The 23,919-nt window shown below is 28.9% G+C and carries 26 protein-coding genes and 2 riboswitches; of the genes, 21 read left to right on the top strand and 5 right to left on the bottom strand.

Features of this window, described 5'->3' with window-relative positions:
* Nucleotides 1–132: 132 nt before the first annotated feature.
* Nucleotides 133–717 carry an orotate phosphoribosyltransferase gene (gene pyrE / locus RDX53_RS09435; RefSeq protein WP_195931055.1) on the top strand — a complete coding sequence of 195 codons (585 nt, stop codon included), beginning with the start codon at nucleotides 133–135 and terminating at the stop codon, nucleotides 715–717.
* A 162-nt stretch (nucleotides 718–879) separates the two neighbouring features.
* Here pyrE and RDX53_RS09430 read toward each other — a convergent pair whose 3' ends face one another.
* A complete protein-coding gene (locus RDX53_RS09430; protein ID WP_307994038.1) occupies nucleotides 880–1,395 on the bottom strand; it encodes an alcohol dehydrogenase catalytic domain-containing protein in 516 nt (171 codons plus the stop codon).
* 130 nt (nucleotides 1,396–1,525) lie between these two features.
* On the opposite strand from RDX53_RS09430, the gene RDX53_RS09425 reads away from it, so the two are divergent.
* The 17 genes from RDX53_RS09425 (at nucleotide 1,526) to RDX53_RS09345 (ending at nucleotide 18,677) form a co-directional block, all read left to right on the top strand.
* Nucleotides 1,526–2,083: a TetR/AcrR family transcriptional regulator gene (locus tag RDX53_RS09425; protein WP_307994037.1), complete on the top strand. Its 558-nt coding sequence runs from the start codon at nucleotides 1,526–1,528 to the stop codon at nucleotides 2,081–2,083.
* 269 nt (nucleotides 2,084–2,352) lie between these two features.
* The gene (locus RDX53_RS09420; RefSeq protein WP_195931054.1) at nucleotides 2,353–3,555 is read left to right on the top strand and encodes a NupC/NupG family nucleoside CNT transporter; all 1,203 of its coding nucleotides are present in this window, start codon (nucleotides 2,353–2,355) and stop codon (nucleotides 3,553–3,555) included.
* Nucleotides 3,556–3,582: 27 nt separating this feature from the next.
* The gene (gene deoB, locus RDX53_RS09415) at nucleotides 3,583–4,773 is read left to right on the top strand and encodes a phosphopentomutase (protein ID WP_295571804.1); all 1,191 of its coding nucleotides are present in this window, start codon (nucleotides 3,583–3,585) and stop codon (nucleotides 4,771–4,773) included.
* Between the two features lie 110 nt (nucleotides 4,774–4,883).
* On the top strand, nucleotides 4,884–5,549 hold the full coding sequence (deoC, locus tag RDX53_RS09410; protein ID WP_307994036.1) for a deoxyribose-phosphate aldolase: 666 nt from the start codon (nucleotides 4,884–4,886) through the stop codon (nucleotides 5,547–5,549).
* A gap of 18 nt (nucleotides 5,550–5,567) precedes the next feature.
* Nucleotides 5,568–6,869, top strand: a complete 1,302-nt coding sequence (locus RDX53_RS09405; RefSeq protein ID WP_295571806.1) for a pyrimidine-nucleoside phosphorylase — start codon at nucleotides 5,568–5,570, stop codon at nucleotides 6,867–6,869.
* A gap of 431 nt (nucleotides 6,870–7,300) precedes the next feature.
* A complete protein-coding gene (locus tag RDX53_RS09400; RefSeq protein WP_307994035.1) occupies nucleotides 7,301–7,972 on the top strand; it encodes a hypothetical protein in 672 nt (223 codons plus the stop codon).
* A gap of 179 nt (nucleotides 7,973–8,151) precedes the next feature.
* Nucleotides 8,152–8,373: a hypothetical protein gene (locus RDX53_RS09395; protein WP_195930463.1), complete on the top strand. Its 222-nt coding sequence runs from the start codon at nucleotides 8,152–8,154 to the stop codon at nucleotides 8,371–8,373.
* A gap of 119 nt (nucleotides 8,374–8,492) precedes the next feature.
* The gene (locus RDX53_RS09390) at nucleotides 8,493–8,702 is read left to right on the top strand and encodes a hypothetical protein (RefSeq protein WP_195930461.1); all 210 of its coding nucleotides are present in this window, start codon (nucleotides 8,493–8,495) and stop codon (nucleotides 8,700–8,702) included.
* Between the two features lie 69 nt (nucleotides 8,703–8,771).
* Nucleotides 8,772–9,647: a DNA-3-methyladenine glycosylase gene (locus tag RDX53_RS09385; protein ID WP_195930459.1), complete on the top strand. Its 876-nt coding sequence runs from the start codon at nucleotides 8,772–8,774 to the stop codon at nucleotides 9,645–9,647.
* 275 nt (nucleotides 9,648–9,922) lie between these two features.
* Nucleotides 9,923–10,210 (top strand): co-chaperone GroES, encoded by a 288-nt coding sequence (gene groES, locus RDX53_RS09380; RefSeq protein ID WP_022070910.1) that lies wholly within the window; start codon nucleotides 9,923–9,925, stop codon nucleotides 10,208–10,210.
* 26 nt (nucleotides 10,211–10,236) lie between these two features.
* The gene (groL, locus tag RDX53_RS09375) at nucleotides 10,237–11,862 is read left to right on the top strand and encodes a chaperonin GroEL (protein WP_307994034.1); all 1,626 of its coding nucleotides are present in this window, start codon (nucleotides 10,237–10,239) and stop codon (nucleotides 11,860–11,862) included.
* A 280-nt stretch (nucleotides 11,863–12,142) separates the two neighbouring features.
* Nucleotides 12,143–12,886, top strand: a complete 744-nt coding sequence (larB, locus tag RDX53_RS09370; protein WP_307994033.1) for a nickel pincer cofactor biosynthesis protein LarB — start codon at nucleotides 12,143–12,145, stop codon at nucleotides 12,884–12,886.
* Nucleotides 12,887–13,067: 181 nt separating this feature from the next.
* Nucleotides 13,068–13,805, top strand: a complete 738-nt coding sequence (larC, locus tag RDX53_RS09365) for a nickel pincer cofactor biosynthesis protein LarC (RefSeq protein ID WP_295571817.1) — start codon at nucleotides 13,068–13,070, stop codon at nucleotides 13,803–13,805.
* A gap of 29 nt (nucleotides 13,806–13,834) precedes the next feature.
* Complete coding sequence (gene larC / locus RDX53_RS09360; RefSeq protein WP_195930445.1) at nucleotides 13,835–14,239, top strand: nickel insertion protein; 405 nt, start codon at nucleotides 13,835–13,837, stop codon at nucleotides 14,237–14,239.
* Between the two features lie 75 nt (nucleotides 14,240–14,314).
* Nucleotides 14,315–14,416: riboswitch (purine riboswitch) on the top strand.
* Nucleotides 14,417–14,670: 254 nt separating this feature from the next.
* Nucleotides 14,671–16,140, top strand: a complete 1,470-nt coding sequence (gene guaB, locus RDX53_RS09355) for an IMP dehydrogenase (protein ID WP_195930443.1) — start codon at nucleotides 14,671–14,673, stop codon at nucleotides 16,138–16,140.
* Nucleotides 16,140–17,675: a glutamine-hydrolyzing GMP synthase gene (gene guaA / locus RDX53_RS09350; RefSeq protein WP_195930441.1), complete on the top strand. Its 1,536-nt coding sequence runs from the start codon at nucleotides 16,140–16,142 to the stop codon at nucleotides 17,673–17,675. Before guaB ends, guaA begins: the two co-directional genes overlap by 1 nt.
* Before the next feature lie 447 nt (nucleotides 17,676–18,122).
* Nucleotides 18,123–18,677, top strand: a complete 555-nt coding sequence (locus tag RDX53_RS09345; protein ID WP_195930439.1) for a hypothetical protein — start codon at nucleotides 18,123–18,125, stop codon at nucleotides 18,675–18,677.
* Nucleotides 18,678–18,806: 129 nt separating this feature from the next.
* Here the strand turns inward: RDX53_RS09345 and RDX53_RS09340 are convergent, their stop codons facing one another.
* Together RDX53_RS09340 and RDX53_RS09335 are read right to left on the bottom strand one after the other, a co-directional pair.
* Entirely contained in the window at nucleotides 18,807–19,157 is a 351-nt protein-coding gene (locus RDX53_RS09340) for an ABC transporter permease (RefSeq protein WP_195930437.1), read from the bottom strand.
* Entirely contained in the window at nucleotides 19,123–19,392 is a 270-nt protein-coding gene (locus RDX53_RS09335) for a response regulator (RefSeq protein WP_330605585.1), read from the bottom strand. The genes RDX53_RS09340 and RDX53_RS09335 overlap by 35 nt, the downstream gene beginning before the upstream one ends.
* 191 nt (nucleotides 19,393–19,583) lie before the next feature.
* Here RDX53_RS09335 and RDX53_RS09330 point away from each other — a divergent pair, with 191 nt between their 5' ends.
* Both RDX53_RS09330 and RDX53_RS09325 read left to right on the top strand, forming a co-directional pair.
* Nucleotides 19,584–19,961, top strand: a complete 378-nt coding sequence (locus RDX53_RS09330) for a hypothetical protein (RefSeq protein WP_295677516.1) — start codon at nucleotides 19,584–19,586, stop codon at nucleotides 19,959–19,961.
* A gap of 99 nt (nucleotides 19,962–20,060) precedes the next feature.
* Nucleotides 20,061–20,525 carry a pyridoxamine 5'-phosphate oxidase family protein gene (locus RDX53_RS09325; protein WP_295571830.1) on the top strand — a complete coding sequence of 155 codons (465 nt, stop codon included), beginning with the start codon at nucleotides 20,061–20,063 and terminating at the stop codon, nucleotides 20,523–20,525.
* Between the two features lie 73 nt (nucleotides 20,526–20,598).
* On the opposite strand, the gene RDX53_RS09320 is transcribed toward RDX53_RS09325, so the two are convergent.
* Both RDX53_RS09320 and RDX53_RS09315 read right to left on the bottom strand, forming a co-directional pair.
* Complete coding sequence (locus RDX53_RS09320) at nucleotides 20,599–21,366, bottom strand: PIG-L family deacetylase (RefSeq protein ID WP_295571832.1); 768 nt, start codon at nucleotides 21,364–21,366, stop codon at nucleotides 20,599–20,601.
* Between the two features lie 350 nt (nucleotides 21,367–21,716).
* On the bottom strand, nucleotides 21,717–22,439 hold the full coding sequence (locus tag RDX53_RS09315) for a helix-turn-helix transcriptional regulator (protein WP_295571834.1): 723 nt from the start codon (nucleotides 22,437–22,439) through the stop codon (nucleotides 21,717–21,719).
* 466 nt (nucleotides 22,440–22,905) lie between these two features.
* On the opposite strand from RDX53_RS09315, the gene RDX53_RS09310 reads away from it, so the two are divergent.
* Entirely contained in the window at nucleotides 22,906–23,661 is a 756-nt protein-coding gene (locus RDX53_RS09310) for a DUF4405 domain-containing protein (protein ID WP_295571838.1), read from the top strand.
* 66 nt (nucleotides 23,662–23,727) lie between these two features.
* A riboswitch (guanidine-I (ykkC/yxkD leader) is annotated at nucleotides 23,728–23,827 on the top strand.
* The last annotated feature ends 92 nt before the right edge of the window (nucleotides 23,828–23,919 follow it).

The raw sequence follows: 23,919 nt of genomic DNA, 5'->3' as shown, positions 1-23,919 counted from the left end.
AAAACTATAATTTTACTTAAAAATTTTGTTATTTGATTAATAAGTATACGTATTGTGTATACAATGTTAAAATATAAATTAAAAAATAACTTAAAACAAAGAGTAAACTAAAATTATCGGAGGAATATAAAAATGAGTAAAGTAGATGTAGTAGAAATATTAAAGAAAAGTGATGCATTATTAGAAGGACATTTCTTATTATCTTCAGGAAAACACAGTAACAGATATGTGCAATGTGCAAAAGTTTTAAGATACCCAGAATATGCAGCAGAAGTACTAAGCACAGTAGTTGATCAAATAAAAGATTTAGATATAGATTTAGTAGTTGGGCCAGCTATGGGTGGAGTAATAGTTTCTTATGAATTAGGAAGACAATTAAACAAAGAAGCAGTATTCACTGAAAGAAAAGACGGAGTAATGCAATTAAGAAGAGGATTTGAAGTTAAACCAGGGGCTAAAATAATAATATCAGAAGATGTTGTAACTACTGGAAAATCAACTTTAGAAACTAAAAAAGCACTAGAAGAATTAGGTGGAGAAGTTATAGGTGTTGCTTGTATAGCAGATAGAACAAGTGCTCCAATAGGAATGCCAATATACAGTGCTATAAAATTAGACATACAAGTTCACGATGCTGAAAACTGTCCTTTATGTAAAGAAGGAAAAATAGAATTAGTTAAACCAGGTAGTAGAGAATTCAAAGAAATAGGAATGTAATCACAGTTAATTTAAGTCATAAGTATATAAAAGAGGTTGCCAAATTAGGCAGCCTCTTTTACTTCTAAGGAAAATTTTATTTATAATAGAAAAAGAGTCTTATAGCCTCATAATAAACCACACATTTTACACGTGGTTATAATTAAAATTTAATTGTCACATTTAATGAATTATTTGCATCGCCAGCCCAATTGTACCACAACCAAACACAACAAAATTTTCACCTTGTTTTGGTTGTGCACGTCTTGCCGCCCTGCATCCAACTGTAAATGGCTCAATAAGACAAGCGACTTTATCAGAGATAGAATCATCAACATTATATAAAGAATAATTTTTCTTTGCATTTGGAATCTTTATATATTCAGAAAATCCACCAATTGTTCCTGCTCGTTTTGTATCTCCAGTTGCAAAACGAGGGTATGGATAAACACGTTCACCGACTTTAAATTCTGTGACTTTATCTCCAACAGCAACGACTTGGGAGATTGTTTCGTGTCCAAATTCTTCGCCAACTGTTATTCTATGACCAGTATTTTCGCCATGTTTATAAACTGCAACATCAGTTCCACATATACTTGAATAAATATTTTTTATCAATACATCATAATCGTCTAACACTGGCATTGGTCTATTTTGTATTTCAATATTTTCTTTCCCTAAATAAATTGCTGATTTCATAATTTATAACACTCCTTTTATAAATTAATTAAATTTAATATACCTTGTAATTAATATTATGGTTGTATATAATAATTGAATCAATCATCAATACTGCGATTTGTGTTGGAATAATAAAAAGGGGTGCTTTATGAATAAGAAAAATAATCATAGATTTCGTGAAACAGAAATTCGTATGCAAACATCAATGCTAGAAATTATGAAAAACACAGAATTAAAAAAAATAACAGTAAAGAAAATATGTGAAAAAGCAGGGGTAAATCGCTCTACATTCTATGCACATTTTATTGATATTTATGATATGCTCGATAAAATGCAAATAGAATTGAGGAAGGAACTATTAGAGAGTTATAAGGATGCAGGAAAATATACTATATTTTCACAAGAATCGTTTATATTCTTTCTAAAACATATAAAGAAACATAAATACTTTTATAAAATCAATTTAAGTACAAGAAATACTTTTCCGATTCAAGACGGATATGAAGAGGTATTAAATATAATAAAACCTAGATGCGAAAAACATGGTATTAATGATGAAGAAGAGATACTATATTATTTTATATATTTTCAAGCTGGATTTACTATGATTTTAAAGCATTGGGTAGATACTGATTGTATAGCTAGTGAAGAAGAAATCGCAGCTATAATAAAAAAATGTATACCAAATATATTTACTTCAATATAACGAAAAAACAATAAAAACAGACAATACTTTATTTGAATTTATTAATATTTTTACGGAAACTACAATAATTGACATTAAAAGAGTGTGATGTTAGAATCTTAAATGCAACCTAGTGTAAAAATTTAAACTATATTTTAATTTAAAATATAGAAATTCATAAATTTAAGAATTTCTATTTACATATAATACGGATAAATGCTTAATATATGTAAAAACTAATTATTGTTAAATAAATATAAATAAGTAAACTTAAGAAAGGTAAAGGCCAAATGAAAATATTAATAAATTTATTAGGTATTGCAGTAGTTATGGGCATTATGTATTTGTTATCATCTAGCAAAAAGGATATACCATACAAAACAGTAATAAAAGCCTTTTTAATTCAAGTTCTAATAGCTTTCATATTAGTAAAATTCCCTTTAGGAAGACTTGTAATTGAAAAAGTATCTGCTGTAGTAACACAAGTATTAAGTTATGGTGCTGAAGGTATTACATTCGTGTTTGGAAGTCTTGCTGATGCATCATCGCCAACCGGATCTATTTTCGGTATACAAACATTAGGAAATATAATCTTTATTTCAGCATTAGTAGGTGGTTTATATTACCTAGGAATATTAGGATTTATAGTTAAAATAATAGGAACAATCGTTGGGAAACTATTAGGAACAAGTAAAGTTGAAAGTTTCGTAGCAGTTGCCAATATGTTCTTAGGACAAACAGAAAGTCCAATATTAGTAAGTAAATATCTAAGATCTATGACAGAAAGTGAAATAATGGTTGTTTTAATATCTGGAATGGGTAGTATGTCTGCTACAATAATAGGTGGATATGTTGCATTAGGAATACCTATGGAATATATCTTAATAGCAAGTGCATTAGTTCCATTTGGAAGTATAGCGATATCAAAAATGTTATTACCAGAATTAGAAGAAGTACAAAATATTGAAGATGTAAGCATAGATAATAAAGGTGATAATGAAAATCTTATAGGAGCTATAGCAGAAGGTGCAATGAATGGTCTTCAAAGTGCTTTAGCAATAGGAGCATCTTTAATAGCTATAATCGGTTTAGTAGCATTAGTAAATGGTATCCTAGGTGTATTTGGTATAACTCTACAACAAATATTCTCATATATATTCTCACCAATAGGATTCTTAATGGGACTTGATGGAGGAGAAATACTTAGAGCAGGACAATTATTAGGTGAAAAATTAGTATTAAATGAATTTGTTGCATTCCAATCATTAGGAGAAGTAATAAAATCATTAGACTATAGAACTGGTTTAGTTATGGCTATTTCACTTTGTGGTTTTGCAAATATATCAAGTATGGGAATTTGTATATCAGGTATATCTGCATTATGTCCAGATAAAAGAAAAGTTCTATCAAAATTAGCATTTAAAGCTATGATAGGTGGATTTGCAGTAAGTGTATTAAGTTCAATGGTAGTTGGATTAATAACACTATTCTAAAATTAATTTATTTAGGAAGTGATAGATATGAAAAAATACAATAGAGTCTTTGTCTTAGTAATTGATTCATTAGGAATAGGACAAGATGATACTTCTAAAAACTATGGAGATATAAATGTAGATACATTACTACATATATCAGAATCAGTAGATTCATTCAAAATACCGAATCTACAAAAACTTGGATTAGCAAACCTACATCCAATAAAACATGTTGATAAAATAGAACATCCACTAGGTTATCAAATGAAACTTAAAGAAGCTAGTATAGGTAAAGATACAATGACTGGTCACTGGGAGATGATGGGACTTCATATAACAAAACCATTTAAGACTTTCACAGATACAGGATTCCCACAAGAATTACTAGATGAATTAACAGAAAAAACAGGTCACAAAATAGTAGGAAACAAAAGTGCAAGTGGAACAGAGATACTAGACGAACTTGGTGAACACCAAATGAAAACTGGTGATATGATAGTTTACACTTCAGCAGATTCTGTTTTACAAATATGTGGACATGAAGAAACTTTTGGTCTAGATGAACTTTACAGATGTTGTGAAATAGCTAGAGAATTAACTCTTAGAGATGAATACAAAGTAGGTAGAGTAATCGCAAGACCATACGTTGGAACAGGAAAAGGACACTTCACTCGTACAAGCAACAGACATGACTATGCATTAAAACCATATGGAAGAACTGTTTTAAACGAGCTAAAAGACAACGGATATGACGTTATATCTGTAGGAAAAATAAGCGATATATACGATGGTGAAGGAATAACTGAATCTAACAAATCTAAATCTTCTGTTCATGGAATGGAACAAACATTAGAAATAATGGATAAAGATTTTAAAGGATTATGTTTTGTAAACTTAGTTGATTTCGATGCTTTATGGGGACACAGAAGAAATCCTGTTGGATATGCTCAAGAACTTGAAAAATTCGACGTTAACTTAGGAAAAGTTATAGATAAATTAGGGGAAGATGATTTATTAATAATAACTGCAGACCATGGTAATGATCCAACATATGAAGGAACTGACCACACTCGTGAATACGTTCCATTCTTAGCTTATTCACCAGCTATGAAAAAAGGTGGAATATTAGAAGAAAAAGATACTTTTGCAACGATAGGTGCAACAATAGCTGACAACTTCAATATAAATATGCCAGAAAACACAATAGGGACATCAGTATTAGAAGAACTTGTATAATAAGTAATTTCAATACTAAAATTAAGAAAAAACTAATCAATATAGTTAGTTTATAAATAAATTAAAATATAGGTAAAAGGCAATATAAGCTAAAGAAAGTAGGTAGTATAATGAATACAGCAGAAATATTAAAACACGTGGATCATACATTATTAAAGCCAGTAGCAACATGGGAAGATATACAAAAAATATGTGATGAATCAATAGAATACAACACAGCATCAATATGTATACCAGCTTGTTACATATCTCGTATAAATGAAAAATACGGAGATAAAGTTAACATATGTACAGTAGTAGGGTTCCCTGTTGGATACTCAACAACAGAAGCAAAAGTTTTAGAGGCTAAACAAGCTATAGAAAACGGAGCAAACGAAGTAGATATGGTAATAAACATATCAGATGTTAAAAATGGAGATTATGACAAAGTTACAGCTGAGATTAAAGCAATAAAAGAAGCTGTAGGAGATAAAATATTAAAAGTTATAATCGAAACTTGTTTCTTAACAGGAGAAGAAAAAATAGCTATGTGTAAATGTGTTACAGATGCAAAAGCAGACTACATAAAAACCTCAACTGGATTTGGAACTGCTGGTGCAACTATAGAAGATATAAAATTATTCAAACAACACATAGGAGAAAATGTAAAAATAAAAGCTGCAGGTGGAGTTAAAACTGTAGAAGACCTTGAAATGTTTATAAATGAAGGTTGTGAAAGAATAGGAACAAGTTCTGCAATAAACTTAATAAAAGGTAAAGAAGCACAAGGATACTAAAATAAAGAGGAAATAGATATGCGTTTTGTAGATGTTATAAATAAAAAAAGATATAACGAAGAATTAACAGACCAAGAAATTCAATTTTTTGTAGATGGTGTAACAGATGGATCTATACCTGATTATCAAATAAGTTCATTACTTATGGCTATAGTTTTAAATGGAATGAACGAAAGAGAAACTTCATACTTAGCTAAAGCTATGATGAACAGTGGTGATGTAATAGACTTATCTTCAATAGAAGGTATAAAAGCTGACAAACACTCAACTGGTGGAGTTGGCGATAAAACATCAATGGCATTAGGTCCACTAGTTGCAGCTTGTGGATTAAAAGTAGCAAAAATGTCTGGTCGTGGACTTGGACATACAGGTGGAACACTTGACAAATTAGAATCTATAGAAGGATTCAATTGTTTCTTAACAGAAGAACAATTCAAAAAACAAGTTTCAGAAGTTGGAATAGCTATAATAGGTCAAACTGGAGATTTAGTACCAGCTGACAAAAAATTATATGCTTTAAGAGACGTTACTGGAACTGTTGAATCTATTCCGCTAATTGCATCATCAATAATGTCTAAAAAATTAGCATCTGGTTCAGATACTATATTATTAGACGTTAAATATGGTGAAGGTGCATTTATGCATACTATAGAAGATGCAACAAAATTAGCAGAAGCTATGATATCTATAGGAAATAGCTTAGGTAGAAATACAATGGCTATGATAACAGATATGAACCAACCTTTAGGAAACACTATAGGTAATGCAATTGAAATAAGAGAAGCAATAGAGACATTAAAAGGTCATGGACCAGCAGATTTTACAGAACTTTGTATGCAAGCTGCTGAAATAATGCTAATTCAAGGAAAAGTTGCGAAAGATAAAGACGAAGCTAGGGTAATGTTAGATGAAGCGGTATCTTCAGGAAGAGCATTCGAAGTATTTAAAGAAATGGTTAAAGCTCAAGGTGGTAACGTAGATATGATAGAAAATCCAGCGTTATTACCACAATCTAAGTTTAAAACAGAGATAAAAAGCAAAGAATCAGGAAATGTTAAATTACTTCACTCAGAAAAACTTGGTATACTAGCTATGCAACTTGGTGCAGGTAGAGCAACTAAAGAAGAAGATGTAAATCATGCTGTTGGAATCGAGCTTGCTTGCAAACGTGGAGATAAAGTTAATGAAGGTGAAACAATATGCGTTGTTTATCACGATGAAGAACTAAAACCACAATGGATTGATGAACTTTATCATGCATTTGAATTAACTGATGAGGAAGTTGCACCTCAACCAATAATAGAAAAAGTATTATCATAATAAATATAAAAATTATATAAATTTATGATTATATTTTAGATATAAATAGGATATTAGAATAGATTATCTATTTTAATATCCTATTTTTTTTAATTCTAAGGAAAATCTACATTATCTGGTTTGTGGATAATGTAGATTTTCCAACTTATTACCTGAAGCAACGGACGAAGTCGTTGGCGCCATGAGCGAAGCGAATTTTGATAAAAATCTTATAATTTATCTTAAAGATTTAATATAAAGGTAATTTTTTTATAATAGAATTATATACAAATTAATTGATAGTACATATACAATAAATTTTATATGTAAAAATAAATAAATGTAAATCGATAAGTGTAAAATAAAAAGCAAATGTTTGCAAAAATGATAAAAATTGGTTAATATATATAAGGCAGAAAAAATTACAAAGGGAGATTTTTATGGGGAATAAAATGAAAAAGAGTAAGCTGCTAAAATTTATAGGGATGATTTTAGTTTTAGCGGTAGTAGTTTTTTCGAGTATTATGGCATATAAAGAGGTTATAATACCTAAAAAATACAATAAATATATAGAATTAGGGAATGAACATATAGCTGAAGAACATTATAGACAAGCAATATATGATTTTGAGAGTGCACTTAGGATAGATAAAAATAGTATAGAAGCACTCTTGGGACTCTCCAAAAGTTATGTAGGGATAAGTGATGATGAAAAAGTTAAAGAATGTGTTATGAAAGCACAATCTTTAGATTTAAAGGATGAAAACTTAGTTTTAGAAATTTTAGACATAGTGAGTAAAAATGACAGAGAAACGATAAGAACAGTTGTTGAAAATTATATAGAAGAAGTCGGATATGATAATGTATCAGAAAGATTTCAATTAACTGTATTTCAAATGACAAATAAGAATGAATTAAGTGAATGTATTGATAGAGCTGAAACCATCTACGAAAAATTAGATAGAGGCAAGGTTAATAATGAGTTATTAGACTATAAAGTAACATTAGATGCGTATATAAAAACAGGAAAAGAAGTTAATGATGGGTATTTTTATACACAAGATGAAGTTAATCAAATGACAGAAGCATTGAAAAAACTGATATCTAGATTTAGTGAGGTTTAGCAGGGATTAACTGCTTTTATCTAATATATATAACGAGGGAGAAATTTATGAACAACAATCAATCAAAAAACGCAGCCCATTAATTATTGTGGTAGCAATTGTAGCTTTAATGGCAGTAGCATTTTCAGGAATTACTGTCTATGCTAAGGTTATACAACCTAAAAAATACGGGGAATATATTGAGCAAGGGAATCAATATTTCTTCTTATTTCCCAGATAAGGCACAAGAAATAAGAAATTATAGAAATGCTTTTGAACAAGAAAAATATAATAGAGAACAAAGTGCAATTGAAGATGCTAAATTAGCTGGTGGCGGAAATGGATGGGTCTTAGATGTAATAAGTCAGAATAGAGATAGTGCCAGAGAGAAATGCTATGAAGTAATAAATAAATATATGTAAAAACAAAAACTTCAGCCAAAACAGGCTGAAGTTTTTTTATTTAATCTTATAATTAAGTTATTTATAAGCTAATATTGATATAAATAATATATAAGTTGATAAATTTAGGGGTGAATAATATGAAAATAAAAATTTTTAAAGATTTTATTGGAGACGGATTTGAAACTACAGAGATAGAAAATACGGTAAATAATTTTATAAAAGACAAGCAAGTTATTGATATAAAGCCAACTATGATTTATGATCATGAGATTGGAGAAGGATTTATAACTATAACTATATTGTATGATGATATTAAAAATAAAAATAACGATTATAAGTTATTGTAATTAATCTACCTAACCAGGGTATAATTAAAATAATATTAAAAAATAGATAAAGTAAGAGGAGAAATCATAATGAAAGTAACACAACAAGGTAACACTGTAATATTAGAAGACGTAAAAAATTTTAACCCTAAACATATATTTGAATGTGGACAATGTTTCAGATGGATAAAACAAGAAGATGACTCATACACAGGTGTGGCAATGGGCAAAGTGATAAACGTTAAACAAGAAGGAAACAAAATATATTTAGATAATACAACAAAAGAAGATTTTGATAACATATGGTATGACTACTTCGACTTAGGAAGAGATTATGAATCAATGGTAAATACATTAAAAGTAATGGATGAGCATTTAGAAAAGGCTACAGAATTTGGCGAAGGAATAAGAATATTAAAACAAGATGGATGGGAAATGCTTATTTCTTTCATAATATCTGCAAATAATAGAATTCCAATGATACAAAGAGCTATAAATAACTTATCAAAAAACTTTGGAACATATATAGGAGAGTATAAAAATCAAGAATACTATGCATTCCCGACACCACAACAATTAAACAAAGCAACTATAGAAGAAATTAGAGCATGTTCAACAGGGTTTAGAGATAAATATATAAAATCAACTGCTCAAATAGTAAATGATGAAAATATAGATGTACTAGAATATAGAAAATTACCAACGGCTGAATGTTTAAAAGAATTACTTAAATTTAATGGAGTTGGTCCAAAAGTAGCTGATTGTATAGCTTTATTTGGTATGCAAAAATACGATACATTCCCTGTTGATGTTTGGGTAAAGAGAGTAATGCAAGAATTCTACGTTGAAGAGGATTTAAGTTTAACTAAAATTAGAAAATTTGGTATAGAGAAATTCGGAGATTTAGCAGGATTTGCACAACAATATTTATTCTATTATGCAAGAGAATTTGGTATAGGAAGATAATTTTTATAAAAGTAATAGAGGATATATTAAAACAAAAAAGAATATATAAAAGCATGCGAAATTTTATTTGAAAAAATTTACTGTAAACTCATAACAATTTGAAAAAAAATCCAATTATAGGTTGAAAAAATGAGTAAAATAGTATAATATAATAATTGTTAGCACTCTTAGTTAAAGAGTGATAAAATTGGAAAATAATAAATAAATTCTATACAAAAAGAATTTTTAAGATGTACTTAACACAAAGATTTTTATATAAATAGGAGGAATGGGACATGAAAATAAGACCATTAGCAGACAGAGTTGTCATTAAAAAATTTGAAGCTGAAGAAAAAACTGCAAGCGGTATAGTATTACCAACAGCAGCTAAAGAACAACCACAAATGGCTGAAGTTATAGAAGTAGGACCAGGTGGTATAGTAGATGGAAACGAAGTAAAAATGGAAGTTAAAGTAGGAGATAAAGTTATCTTCTCTAAATACGCTGGAAATGAAATAAAAGCAGATGGGGAAAATTACATAATATTAAGACAAAGCGATATATTAGCTATAGTAGAATTATAATATTATAAGTAGGAGGATGAATTAACATGCCAAAAGAAATTAAATTTGCAGAAGATACTAGAAGAGCTCTTGAAAGAGGGGTAAATAAATTAGCAGATACAGTTAAAGTTACATTAGGACCAAAAGGTAGAAATGTTATACTTGATAAAATGTATGGTGTTCCACTAATAACAAATGATGGTGTAACAATAGCTAAAGAAATAGAATTAGAAGACAGATTTGAAAATATGGGTGCTCAACTTGTTAAACAAGTTGCAACTAAAACTAATGATGTAGCTGGTGATGGGACTACTACAGCAACAGTTTTAGCTCAAGCAATCATAAGAGAAGGTCTTAAAAACGTAACAGCTGGAGCAAACCCAATCTTAATAAGAAAAGGTATAGCTAAAGCTGTAGAAGTAGCAGTTGAAGAATTAAAAAATCAATCAAGAATAGTTGAAACTGACGAAGCAATAGCTCAAGTTGGTGCTGTATCTTCAGGTGATGATGAAATAGGTCAATTAATAGCTGAAGCAATGAAAGTTGTTGGTAGAGATGGTGTTATAACTGTTGAAGAATCAAAAACTATGAAAACTGAATTAGATACTGTTGAAGGTATGCAATTTGACAGAGGATTTGTTTCTGCATACATGGTAACAGATGTTGATAAAATGGAAGCTGTTTTAAACGATCCTTTCATATTAATAACTGACAAGAAAATATCTAACATTCAAGAAATATTACCATTACTTGAACAATTAGTTAAAACAGGTAAAAAATTATTAATAATAGCTGAAGACGTTGAAGGTGAAGCATTATCTACATTAGTAGTTAATAAATTAAGAGGAACATTTGATGTTGTTGCTGTTAAAGCTCCTGGATTCGGTGACAGAAGAAAACAAATGTTAGAAGATATAGCAATACTTACTGGAGGTACAGTAATATCTTCAGAAGTTGGTTACGAATTAAAAGAAGCTGACTTAAGCATGTTAGGTAGAGCATCTTCAATAAAAGTAACAAAAGACAGCACTACAATAGTTGATGGAGCTGGAGAAAAAGCTAACATAGAAAACAGAATAAACCAAATAAAACATTTAGCTGAAGAAACTACTTCTGATTTTGATAGAGAAAAATTAATGGAAAGACTAGCTAAATTATCTGGTGGAGTTGCAGTAGTTAAAGTTGGTGCAGCTACAGAAGTTGAAATGAAAGAAAAGAAATTAAGAATAGAAGATGCTTTAAATGCAACTAAAGCTGCTGTTGAAGAAGGTATAGTTGCTGGTGGTGGTACTGCACTTGTAAGTGTTATACCAGCAGTAGAAAAATTAATATCTGAATTAGATGGCGAAGAAGCTATAGGTGCTAAAATAATAAGAAAAGCATTAGAAGAACCATTAAGACAAATAGCAATAAATGCAGGTCTTGAAGGTGCTGTAATAGTACAAAATGTAATAAACGCAGATCCAGAAGTAGGATTTGATGCATATAAAGAAGAATATGTAAACATGATAGAAGCTGGTATAGTTGACCCAACTAAAGTTACTAGAAGTGCTTTACAAAATTCTTCATCAATAGCAAGTGTATTCTTAACTACTGAAGCAGCAGTTGCAGAAATTACTCAAAAAGAAGATCCAGCTGCAGCAGTTGGTGGCGGAATGCCAGGAATGATGTAATCTAACTCATTATATTAAAATTTAAAATATCGACTCGAAATTAATGCGCTATATCATAATAGTTTTGTGATATGGTGCTTTTTTTATTTTAGAAAATCTATTGAGATTAAATGGAGATTAGGTATTTAAAATTTATATAACGTATAGGAAATTATACTTATAAATTGTATAAACTAGGTAAAAGGATATTTCTAAATAAAGATGTAAGTGTTACAATATATGTAAATTATAAGGGAAATATATGGTGATATTATCATAGAGAAAGGGGCACAAAGTTAATATGGATGTAAAAAAATTATTAGAAGCAGTTAAAAATGATGAAATAGATATAGATACAGCGATAACTAAATTAAAAGATTTACCTTATGAAGATTTAGGTTATGCAAATATAGACCATCACAGAGAGATTAGAAATGGGTTTCCAGAAGTCATTTACTGTGAAGGAAAAACAGATGAACATATAATAGGGATAGTAGATGTTTTACTTAAAAAACAAAGCAATGTACTTGGAACAAGATGCAGAAAAGAGACTGCTGAAAAATTAAAACAGATATACGACAATGTAGAATATGATGAATTATCGAGAGTATTAATGATAAAAAATCATGAGATTGAAATAGTAGGAAAGGGTACTATAGCAATACTTGCAGCAGGTACATCAGATATAGCAGTGGCTAATGAGGCTTATTATACTGCTAAATTTTTAGGAAATAAAGTAGAGCGAATATATGATGTAGGTGTAGCTGGGATACATAGATTATTAAATAAAAGATACCTTATTGAACAAGCAAGGGTAATAGTTGCTGTGGCAGGGATGGAAGGCGCATTACCAAGTGTTGTTGGCGGAATGGTAGATGTACCAGTAATCGCTGTTCCAACATCAGTTGGATATGGGACAAGTTTTAATGGACTTACTGCGCTTTTAGCAATGTTAAACAGTTGTGCATCTGGGATATCTGTAGTCAATATAGATAATGGATTTGGAGCAGGATATTTAGCTGCTACTATAAATAAATTAAAATAATTATAAATATTGTGGGAATTGAGAAAATTGAATTGATATTATAAATTAAAAACAAATTAAAGTAATTTGTGAAAATATAAAAAATATTATTTGAGTAAAATAATATAGAAATAATCGATATAAATAAATAATTTATTAAATATATAAAAATACATAATAAAACAATACGGGGAGAAAATACATGCAAGAAGAAAAGATTTTATATTTTGATATTATAAGTGGAATATCAGGGGATATGACTTTAGCAACATTACTAAATCTAGGAGTTCCAAAGGAAATATTTTTAAAAGAGTTGGACAAATTAAACCTAAACAAAGAATACAAAATAGAAATAAATGATAAATTTGAAAATGGAATAAGAGGAACAAACGTAAATGTTATAGTAAATGAAGGTCATGTACATAGAAACTTGATAGATATATATGACATAATCGACAATAGTACATTAAACGACAAAATAAAACAAAATGCGAAAGATATCTTTATGGAAGTTGCAAAAGCAGAAGCAAAGGTACATGGGACATCTATCGACAAAATACATTTCCATGAAGTTGGAGCAATGGATTCAATAATCGATATAGTAGGTTCATGTATACTAATAGATTTACTATGCATAGACAAAATATATGCGACAAAAGTACCATTAGGATCAGGTTTTGTTAAGTGTGCACATGGAATAATTCCAGTACCAGCACCAGCAGTCGTAGAAATATTAAAAGACGTACCAGTTAAATTTAACAATGTATCAGGTGAATGTACAACTCCAACAGGAGCAGCAATTATAAAAACTATGTGTGATAAATTTATAGACGAAATTGAATTTGAAACTAAACAAATAGGATATGGAATCGGACATAAAAAATTTGAAGTTCCAAACATGCTAAGAACATTTATAGGTGTAAAAAAAAAAAGAATATAGTCTGGGAGATTAATGTAAATATAGACGACATGTCTTCAGAAATATATTCTCACATATACGAACAAATTTTAAATCAAGGTGCATTAGATATATATACAGAAAGTATTTTTATGAAGAAAAATAGACCTGCATATAAGATTTGTATACTGTGCAAAGAAGAAGATTTACAAAAACTTATAAACCTCTTAATCCTTGAAACATCAACGTTTGGAGTGAGATATCATAAGCTAGAAAGAAGGGTTATAGATAGAAAATTTGAAAGAATAAATACAAAATACGGTGACATACAAATAAAGTTAGGTTACTTAAATAATAAATTAATTAAAGCGACACCAGAGTATGAAGATTGTAAAATAATGGCTAAAAGGGAAAACATACCTCTAGTTAAAGTTTTTCAAGAAATAAATTATTTAATAGCCGAAAAATTTTTTTAAAATTGTTGACAACGTTCATTAATTTTGATAAATTAATATTCAATTAATTGAACAAATTAATTTAAATGAAAAAATAAAGCTAATTAATAAATCACTCGTATATGCTCAGTAATATGGTCTGAGAGTTTCTACCTAGATGCCGTAAATATCTAGACTATGAGTGGAATTATTATATCTGCGACATCTTTAAGTAAATCCGCCGGCCGATATTTATCCCAGCGGATTGGCTATATCAGTGATGTTAAAAGCCTTTATAGTAATTTCACTTTTGTTAAAATTGATGGAAGTTACTATAGAGGCTTTTTTGATATAATTTTTTAAATTTTATAAGATAAATGAATATATATTATTTTAAATAATAATTAAAATTACAATATTTAAAATATTTTAAAATTAACATAATCAATTAACTATGAAAGGGGTAATGTAAAATGGCAACTATCGTAAAAGAAGGTTTAACTTTCGATGACGTATTATTAATTCCACAGAAATCAGAAATAATACCATCACAAATCGATATTAAGACTAAATTAACAAAAGATATTGAACTAAATATTCCGTTAATGAGTGCTAGTATGGATACAGTTACAGAATCTAAAATGGCTATATCTATGGCAAGACAAGGCGGTATCGGTATAATTCATAAAAACATGTCAATAGAAGAACAAGCTTCAGAAGTAGATAGAGTAAAAAGAAGTGAAAGTGGAGTAATAGTAGACCCATTCTCTTTATCTAAAGGTCACACAATTCAAGATGCAGATAACATAATGGCAAGATATAAAATATCAGGCGTTCCAATAGTAGATGAAAACAACATATTAATCGGTATAATTACGAATAGAGATATCAAATTCGAAACAGATGTGACTAGACGTATAGAAGAAGCAATGACAACTAAAGAACATTTAGTAACTGCAAGAGAAGGTATAACTCTAGAAGAAGCTAAAGATATATTAGGTAAACATAGAATTGAAAAATTACCAATAGTTGATGAAGAAGGTCATTTAAAAGGATTAATAACTATAAAAGATATAGAAAAGAAAATTCAATACCCTAATTCAGCAAAAGATAAAAAAGGCAGACTGCTTTGTGGAGCAGGTGTAGGAATAACTAACGATTTATTAGAGAGAGTAGATGCTCTTTATAAAGCAAAGGTTGATATAATAGTTTTAGATAGTGCACATGGACATTCACAAAATGTAATAAATGCCCTTAAAAAAGTAAAGGCTGCATATCCTGATCTTCCGGTTATAGCGGGTAATGTTGCAACAGCAGCAGGTTGCGAAGATTTAATAAAAGCTGGTGCAGATTGTGTTAAAATAGGTATGGGACCTGGTTCTATATGTACAACAAGAGTAGTTGCTGGTATAGGTGTACCACAAATAACAGCTATAATGGATTGTTATGAAGTAGCTAAAAAATACGATATACCAATAATAGCAGACGGTGGTATCCAATATTCTGGAGATATCGTAAAAGCTTTAGCAGCAGGTGCTAATGTTTGTATGATGGGATCAATGTTCGCAGGAACTGAAGAAAGTCCAGGAGAAATAGTATTATATGCAGGTAGATCATATAAAACATACAGAGGTATGGGTTCTATAGCAGCTATGGAAGATGGTTCAAAAGATAGATACTTCCAATCAGGACAAAAGAAATTAGTTCCAGAAGGTGTAGAAGGTATGGTTGCTTACAAAGGGAAAGCAGAAGATATAGTATTCCAAATGATAGGCGGAATAAAATCAGGAATGGGATACTGTGGAGCACCTACAATTGAACAATTACAAGCTAATGCAGAGTTTGTAAAAATAACAGCAGCTTCTTTAAAAGAAAGTCATCCACACGACATAAAAATAACTAAAGAAGCACCAAATTATAGTACGCAAGGAGATATGATGTAATGAAACATGAATTAGTGCTTGTTATAGACTTCGGAGGTCAATACAATCAGTTAATAGCTAGGAGAGTTAGAGAAAATAACGTATATTGTGAAATAATCTCTTACAAAACAGACATTGAAGAAATAAAAGCTAAAAATCCAAAAGGGATAATATTCACAGGGGGACCAAATAGTGCATACTTAGAAGATTCTCCAAGAATGGCAAAAGAAATATATGAAGCAGGTATACCAATATTAGGTATATGCTATGGTATCCAAACTATGTGCCATACTTTAGGTGGTGTAGTTAGAAGAGGTACTGCAGCAGAAAAAGAATACGGTAAAACTGCTATAACATACAAAGAATCAAAATTATTCGAAGGAATAACAACTAATTCTGTATGGATGAGTCACACTGATAGAATAGACTCAGTTCCAGAAGGTTTTGAAATAATAGCATACACTGCTGACTGTCCAGTTGCAGGTATACAAAACGTAGAAAAGAACTTATACGGAGTTCAGTTCCACCCAGAAGTTGAACATTCACAAGAAGGATATATGATAATCAAAAACTTCTTATACAACATATGTGGTGTTAAAGGAGACTGGACTACAGATTCATTCATAAAAGATAAAATCGCTGAATTAAGAGAAACTATAGGAGATAGAAAAGTACTTTGTGCATTAAGTGGTGGGGTTGACTCATCAGTAGCTGCAGTACTTGTTCACAAAGCTATAGGTGATAACTTAACTTGTGTATTCGTTGACCACGGTCTTTTAAGAAAAAATGAAGGTGACGATGTAGAAAGAATATTCAGAGATACTTTCGACATGAACTTAATAAGAGTTAACTGTGAAGACAGATTCTTATCAAAATTAAAAGGTGTTACTGAACCAGAAGCAAAAAGAAAAATAATAGGTGAAGAGTTCATAAGAGTATTTGAAGAAGAATCAAATAAACTTGGAAAAATGGACTTCTTAGTTCAAGGAACTATATACCCTGATATAGTAGAAAGTGGATTAGGTGGAGAATCTGTAACAATAAAATCTCACCACAACGTTGGAGGACTTCCTGAAGATGTTGCCTTCGAAATAGTTGAACCACTTAAAGAATTATTCAAAGATGAAGTTAGAAAAATAGGTTTAGAACTAGGAATAGAAGATAAACTAATATTTAGACATCCATTCCCAGGACCAGGTCTTGGAATAAGAGTTATCGGTGAAGTTACAAAAGAAAAATGTGACATATTAAGAGAAGCTGATGCTATATACATGGATGAATTAAGAAAAGCTGGTCTATATAGAGAAATATGGCAAGCATTCGCAACATTACCAGATGTTAAAACAGTTGGAGTTATGGGAGATGAAAGAACTTATGCTTACTTAGTAGGTTTAAGAGCAGTTGCATCTTCTGACGGAATGACTTCTGACTGGTACAAAATACCTTATGATGTATTAGAAAAAATAGCTAACAGAATAGTTAACGAAGTTGATGGAGCTAACAGAGTTGTGTATGACATAACTTCTAAACCTCCTGGAACTATTGAATGGGAATAAGAACTTCTAATAGTGTATACATTGTTAACAGTTAAAAATAAAAAGTAATCTTAAACATTAAAAGCCCTTATGATATTATTTTGGTCCAAATATATCATAAGGGCTTTTTCCTTTAAGAATGTTAATTTATAGAACTAATAAAGATTTTGAATGATTTCAAATCAGGTATATTTGGATAATTTTAAACAAGGTATATAGTAACGATAATACTTACAGAGAGAGAGGGGTAAGACCTAATCAACAACATAAGTATTAACAGTAATAGTTGTAGAATAGTAAGTGTAAAAAATTCTTGATTTTATTATTGTGATTCTGTAGAATTGAAAAGGATAATGGTAAGTTAAGGTGGGGTTTATAGACACTTGGCGAACCTAATGTTTTTGAAATATGTAGGAAATATATTTTCCTCAAAGCAAGTATACAATACACCACAGGAGGATATAGTAGATGAAATCAATTTATTTACTACTTACGAGATCTGACACATACGTGTCTAAGACAATTGGGTTAGCTACATCAGATAAGTATACACATATTTCTATATCATTTGATGAAAAGTTAGAGCCTTTATATAGTTTTGCGAGAAAATATAAAAGGACACCATTGCCTGCTGGAATAAGACATGAAGCTTTATATAGTGGATTTTATGAAAAATGTAACCATATTCCATGTGCCTTATATGAATTAAAAGTAGATGATGAAACATATGAAAAAGCCAAAAATCATGTTGATGATATGATGGAAAATGCAGATTGTTATAGATATAATGTTTTAGGATTGCTTTTATGCAGAATGAATATTGCATATGATAGAAAAAGTCATTATTTCTGTTCAGAATTTGTTAGTGAAGTTTTAGAGATGAGTAATGCATTAGAACTTCCGAAGCATCCTAGTTTAATGCGACCAGCTGATTATACAAAAATCGAAGAATTAAATTGCTTATTTGATGGAAAACTACATGAATTAAAACGTAGTATACAACCAGATTATGAGTATTGTTAAAAAATACCCTTGTGCAGAATTTAAAAAACTGTACAAGGGTATTTTAATTGGATAAGAAAATTATTTGAATAAGAAAATTATATTTTTATTAAAAATATAAGAAATTATTTTAAGTTTTTAAATTTAAGTTTATTCACTTCTAAGTGAAGTGACAGGGTCTTGTTTGGCAGCTGCTCTAGAAGGGAACACACCACCGATTAAAGTAAGTACTACACTTAATACAATCAGTATTAAAGCACTTGATACTGGTAAATATGCATTAACATCAGTCGTACCTAATAAAGCGTGTATGATTGCATTACCTGGAATTAATAATAAGCATGCAGTTCCAACACCGATTAATCCTGAGCAAAGACCAATTATAAATGTTTCAGCAGTGAATACTTGTGATACATTACGTTTGCTAGCACCTATTGCACGAAGTATACCAATTTCTTTTGTTCTCTCAAGGACAGAAATATATGTTATAATTCCTATCATTATTGAAGAAACAACTAATGAAACCACTTTCTCTAAGTTGTTTAGTTAATTCATAGCCATCCATTTTTGGCATCATAACATCACAAATCATTAAATCAATATAAGATTCATGTATAATTTTAAGCGCGATTTCACCATTTTGGGCAGTATAAACTTTATATCCATTGTCGCTCAAAACCGTACAATATAATTCACTTAATTCTTTATCATCTTCTACTATAAGTACAGAAAACAAAGTAATCACCCTTTCTTTTTATATATTTGTGTCATATTATTTCTTAAATATTTTATCAATTTAACCTCAACTAATTAAAACTTTTATTAATAGTTAAAATATGAATATTAAATAAATCCTTTCATAAATTAAAAGTAGTAAATAATATAAATTTTTCATAAGGTTTATACATAATAAGGGGGAGGGATATAATGAAAAAAATATTACTTATTTTAGCATCAGCCTTATTAGCAGTAATGTTGGTAGCTTGTGCAACGAATATAAAAAATTATGAGGGAACATATAAATTAAAAGAAATACATGTGGATGGTAAAGTTGTTAAGAAGGGTGATAAACTTTGGAATTTGACATATGGTGAAGACGGAGGAATGATAATTGAGCTTAAGGGAAATGGAAAAGGAATTATTAGAATGATTGGCTCAGAAGATGACGAATTTGAATATACAATAGAAAATCAAAAAATTATTATGATAAATGAAGGGGATTCAGTAGAAGGAAATATTAAAAGTAACAGTATAGAATTAAAAAACTGGAGGACAGAGTTGTTAATTTTTGAAAAGGTTGGATAGGGATAATTTGACTTATAACCTTAGCTAGTTAATATACTATTTAATTTAAATAAGTGTTATAATTATTTCAGAAAACAACACGCAAAGGGGAATAAAATTATGGAAATGCGCAGAAAAGACCGTATGTTAAATGAAGATCAAACTCTTGATATTTTAAATAGATCAGAATATGGCATACTTTCAACGATAGGGGTTGATAATGTACCTTATGGTGTACCAATGAATTTTGTATATGAAGATGGAGTAATATATTTTCATTGTGCAAAAGCTGTAGGATATAAAGTTAGCAATATAATACACAATAGCAATGCTTGTTTTACAGTTATAAATGATGTATGTCTTCAACCAAAAACATTCTCTACTAAATATAGTTCAGCTATTGTTTTTGGAAAAGTTTCAATAGTTGAAGATGAAGATGAAAAGAAAAAAGGTCTTGAGGCACTTATAAAAAAATTATCTCCAGAGTACATAGAATCTGGAATGAAATATATAGATAAGAGTGCATCTCAAACATATGTATTAAAAATGGAAATAACAGAAATGACAGGTAAAGGCAAAAAATAATAAAAATACAAGACCCATTGTGCAAGTTGATACATTGTACAATGGGTTTCTAATAAATATATATTAAATCAATCTAAACGTTAGGTGTGTGAAGTATAGATCTATTTTTATTCATCAGTTTTTCAAATGACTTATGATCTGATTGATATCCAATACCTTCTCTTTGCATATTTTCATCAATTAATTTATACGCCATACATGCATTTTTAATTTTATTTTTTTCAGTAGGCGATTGAGATTTATAAACTATTTTTTCTTGAGCTGGTATATCTTTTTCATATTGAGGTTTTATAAAATAAAGTGCGTGTTTAATTTTCCCACTATTATATAAAGACTGTATCACAGAGCCATTTTTAAGGTGTTGAAGATGCCAATCGTATTTATATGTGTGAGCAACATGCGTCACATTTTTAAATCTATGCTCAAAATCAAGAGCAGTTTGTTCCATAAGTTCAAAACTAGTACTTTCTGAATTATTTATTCTTGGAAGTAGTATAATATTTTCTTGTTTTACACCTAGTTGTTTTACAGCATCTAAAAATTCTCGTTCTCGATATTCATACTTTTGCATATTGCTTAATTGACTATATTTTTCATCTTTTAAAACTTTTATTCCAGTACCATAAGAAACTAAAACAACATATACGTTATCAGCCCCTCTTTCTTGTATAGCTTCTAATATTGCACTTGCGGCCCAAAGTGTTTCATCATCTTGATGTTGTGGATAAAAAACAACAGTATCCCCAAAATTAGAAGTATCATAACTAGTACTTTTATCTATAAAACCAACTAACAGTATTATTAAAAAAGATACAATTAGTGTTATTAGATTTTTATTCATGTAATTCCCTCCCTAAAATTGTTTAAATATATAATGTTTTTATAGAATAACTTCTTAAATTCTATTATACTTTTTAAATCTTACAAAAGAATTACAGTGAGATAAAAATATTATTACAAATTTGTTATATTATAATTTGAATATTATTAATACTATTGTTATATTTATAAATTTTAGTTCGTGACTCTTATAAAACTTAAGTGCGAAATTTTATAAGTTACATATTAATAGTATATCCATTAGCAATCAAAAAAAATTGGTTTTAATTTTATATGAATATTTATGAAAATCAGCCTAAAAGATAAATTTAAAAGCTCTATGTAGGTGATTTATATTGAACACAGAGCTTTTTAATGTTTATGACAAGTTCTATATTGAGATGGAGTTTTTCCAGTGAATTTTTTAAAAGTTGTACTATAGTAATTTTGATTATTAAATCCAACTGCTATAGCAATATCGAGTATATTTAAGTCTGTTTCTAATAATAACTGCTTGCTTTTCTCAACTCTAAAATGATTTAGAAAGTGACAGAAAGTATGTCCTGTAGCAGTTTTAAAAGAACTACAAAAATAACTTTTATTTAAATTTAAATGTTTACATAAATTCGTAATATTAATATTTTCATCAAAATGTTTATGCACATATTCAATAGACTTTTTTATATAAGGATTAAATGATTTAGTATCTAAAGCTTTATTAAATTTATCAGTAGAAATTCCTATGATAAAATTAGCACAATAATTTAAGCATTCCAATGGAAGATAAGGAATACTAGAAGTACTATTTTCTGTTTTGGTTGTAGTTATTGGACCTAATATAAAAAAACCAACATATTTATTTAATTTTGAGATATTTACTATCCTATAGTAGATATCTTCAGATATCTGTATATTTTGATTTAAACAATCGTGCCCATTATTGACTAAATTATAAATATCGTCTGTAGGAAATAATTTATTAAAAGTTTTATCATATCCTATTTTATAGATTTCATTTAGTTCAAAAGAAATAGCTTTAACTGGTATTTTACAGCAATAATAAAAATCATTTAATGTTGAAGTTATAAGATTCATGTCTAGCGCTCCTTAAAATGATATATAAACATTTATTAATATATTGCAAAATATAAATGTATTATAAAATATTAAAAATTATAAAATGATGAAAATAATTATCATTTCATAATATATTATTTAGAAACAAAAGTCAATAATAGTAATTTCAATGGAATATATGAAATTAATAAAAAAATTTAGGGATATAAAATCATAAAATTAAATTGATAATTTCTAACAAAAAAGTAGTTGACTTGGAGTTAACTTAAAGGGTGTTTTTTAATTCTAGTTAATTTTTTAAAATTCAACAGATGTCTATTTTTACACTATATTTATTTAAATTAACTAAATATAGTATAAAAAAAACAAATATATTTAAATTTAAAAGAAGAATTACATTATATAATAAATGTGTTAATGAAAATCAATATCAAAAAATAATTGAATTAATTATAAAAAATTTTAAAAGGAGAGTATAGCAATAATGAATAAAAAGAATATTTTCAAAATCGTACTAGACATAGTTATGATTGCTCTGTTTATAACATTTTTCAACAAAAACTTAATCAGTTTCCAATTCCATATTAAAAGTGGGATGATATTTGGTGCACTTATACTAGTACATATAATTGTAAACAGAAAATGGGTAGTAAATATAACAAAGAGAATCTTTGATAAAAATTTAAAAGCGAGAACAAGAATATCTTATATTATAAGTGCTTGTTTATTTATATTAGTTTTCACAATATTAGCAAGTGGTATATTAATGATGAAAGCTGATAATTATGATAGAGTAATGTTCTGGAAGATGCTTCACATAGGTGCTTCTTATTTATCAATAGCATTTATAGGTCTTCATGTTGGACTTTACTGGAACTTTATAAGAAACTTCTTCAAAAAGATGTTCAATATAAAAAATTCTACAACAGTATCAAAAATATTAGCAAGAGTTATAGTTGTAGCAATATTAGTTTTAGGAGTATATAACATACATACTCAATCTTACTTCGCAAAAGTAAATAACACACTTTCATATGCTATTGAGCATATACAACCTCAAGATTTAGAGGCACCAGAAGGTGGAGGTCACTACGAAAAAGAAAGTCTATCTTTCTTAAAATTAACTAATATATATGGAAGTATAGTAGCAGTATTTGCAATAGGAACTTACTACATAGATTCTGCAGCTAAAAATAATAAAAAATCTGCTAAAAATAACAAAATACAACAAGCGAGTTAATAAATGAATTAGCTTGATTCATATATGTAATTATGCTAAGATAAGTTTAACATTTCAAACTTAAAATTCATAGTTTTCTAGGGTTCCGTAGTATTTATATACTAGCTGGTCCGAGAGAAAACGCACAAGTTATTTGTGAACACGGAAGGAGAAAAGCCTGGGAGATATTTAATTATATTTCCCAGGCTTTTTTTTTATTTAAGCAACGGAATCTTTGATTCGTTGGCGCCATGAACGAAGTGAATTTTAAGCAACGGA

Origin of the sequence: uncultured Intestinibacter sp. (assembly GCF_902468165.1) — a bacterium.
Classification (GTDB): domain Bacteria; phylum Bacillota; class Clostridia; order Peptostreptococcales; family Peptostreptococcaceae; genus Intestinibacter.
Note: the sequence above shows the minus strand (reverse complement) of the source record. Positions and strands in the feature narration are given on the sequence as shown.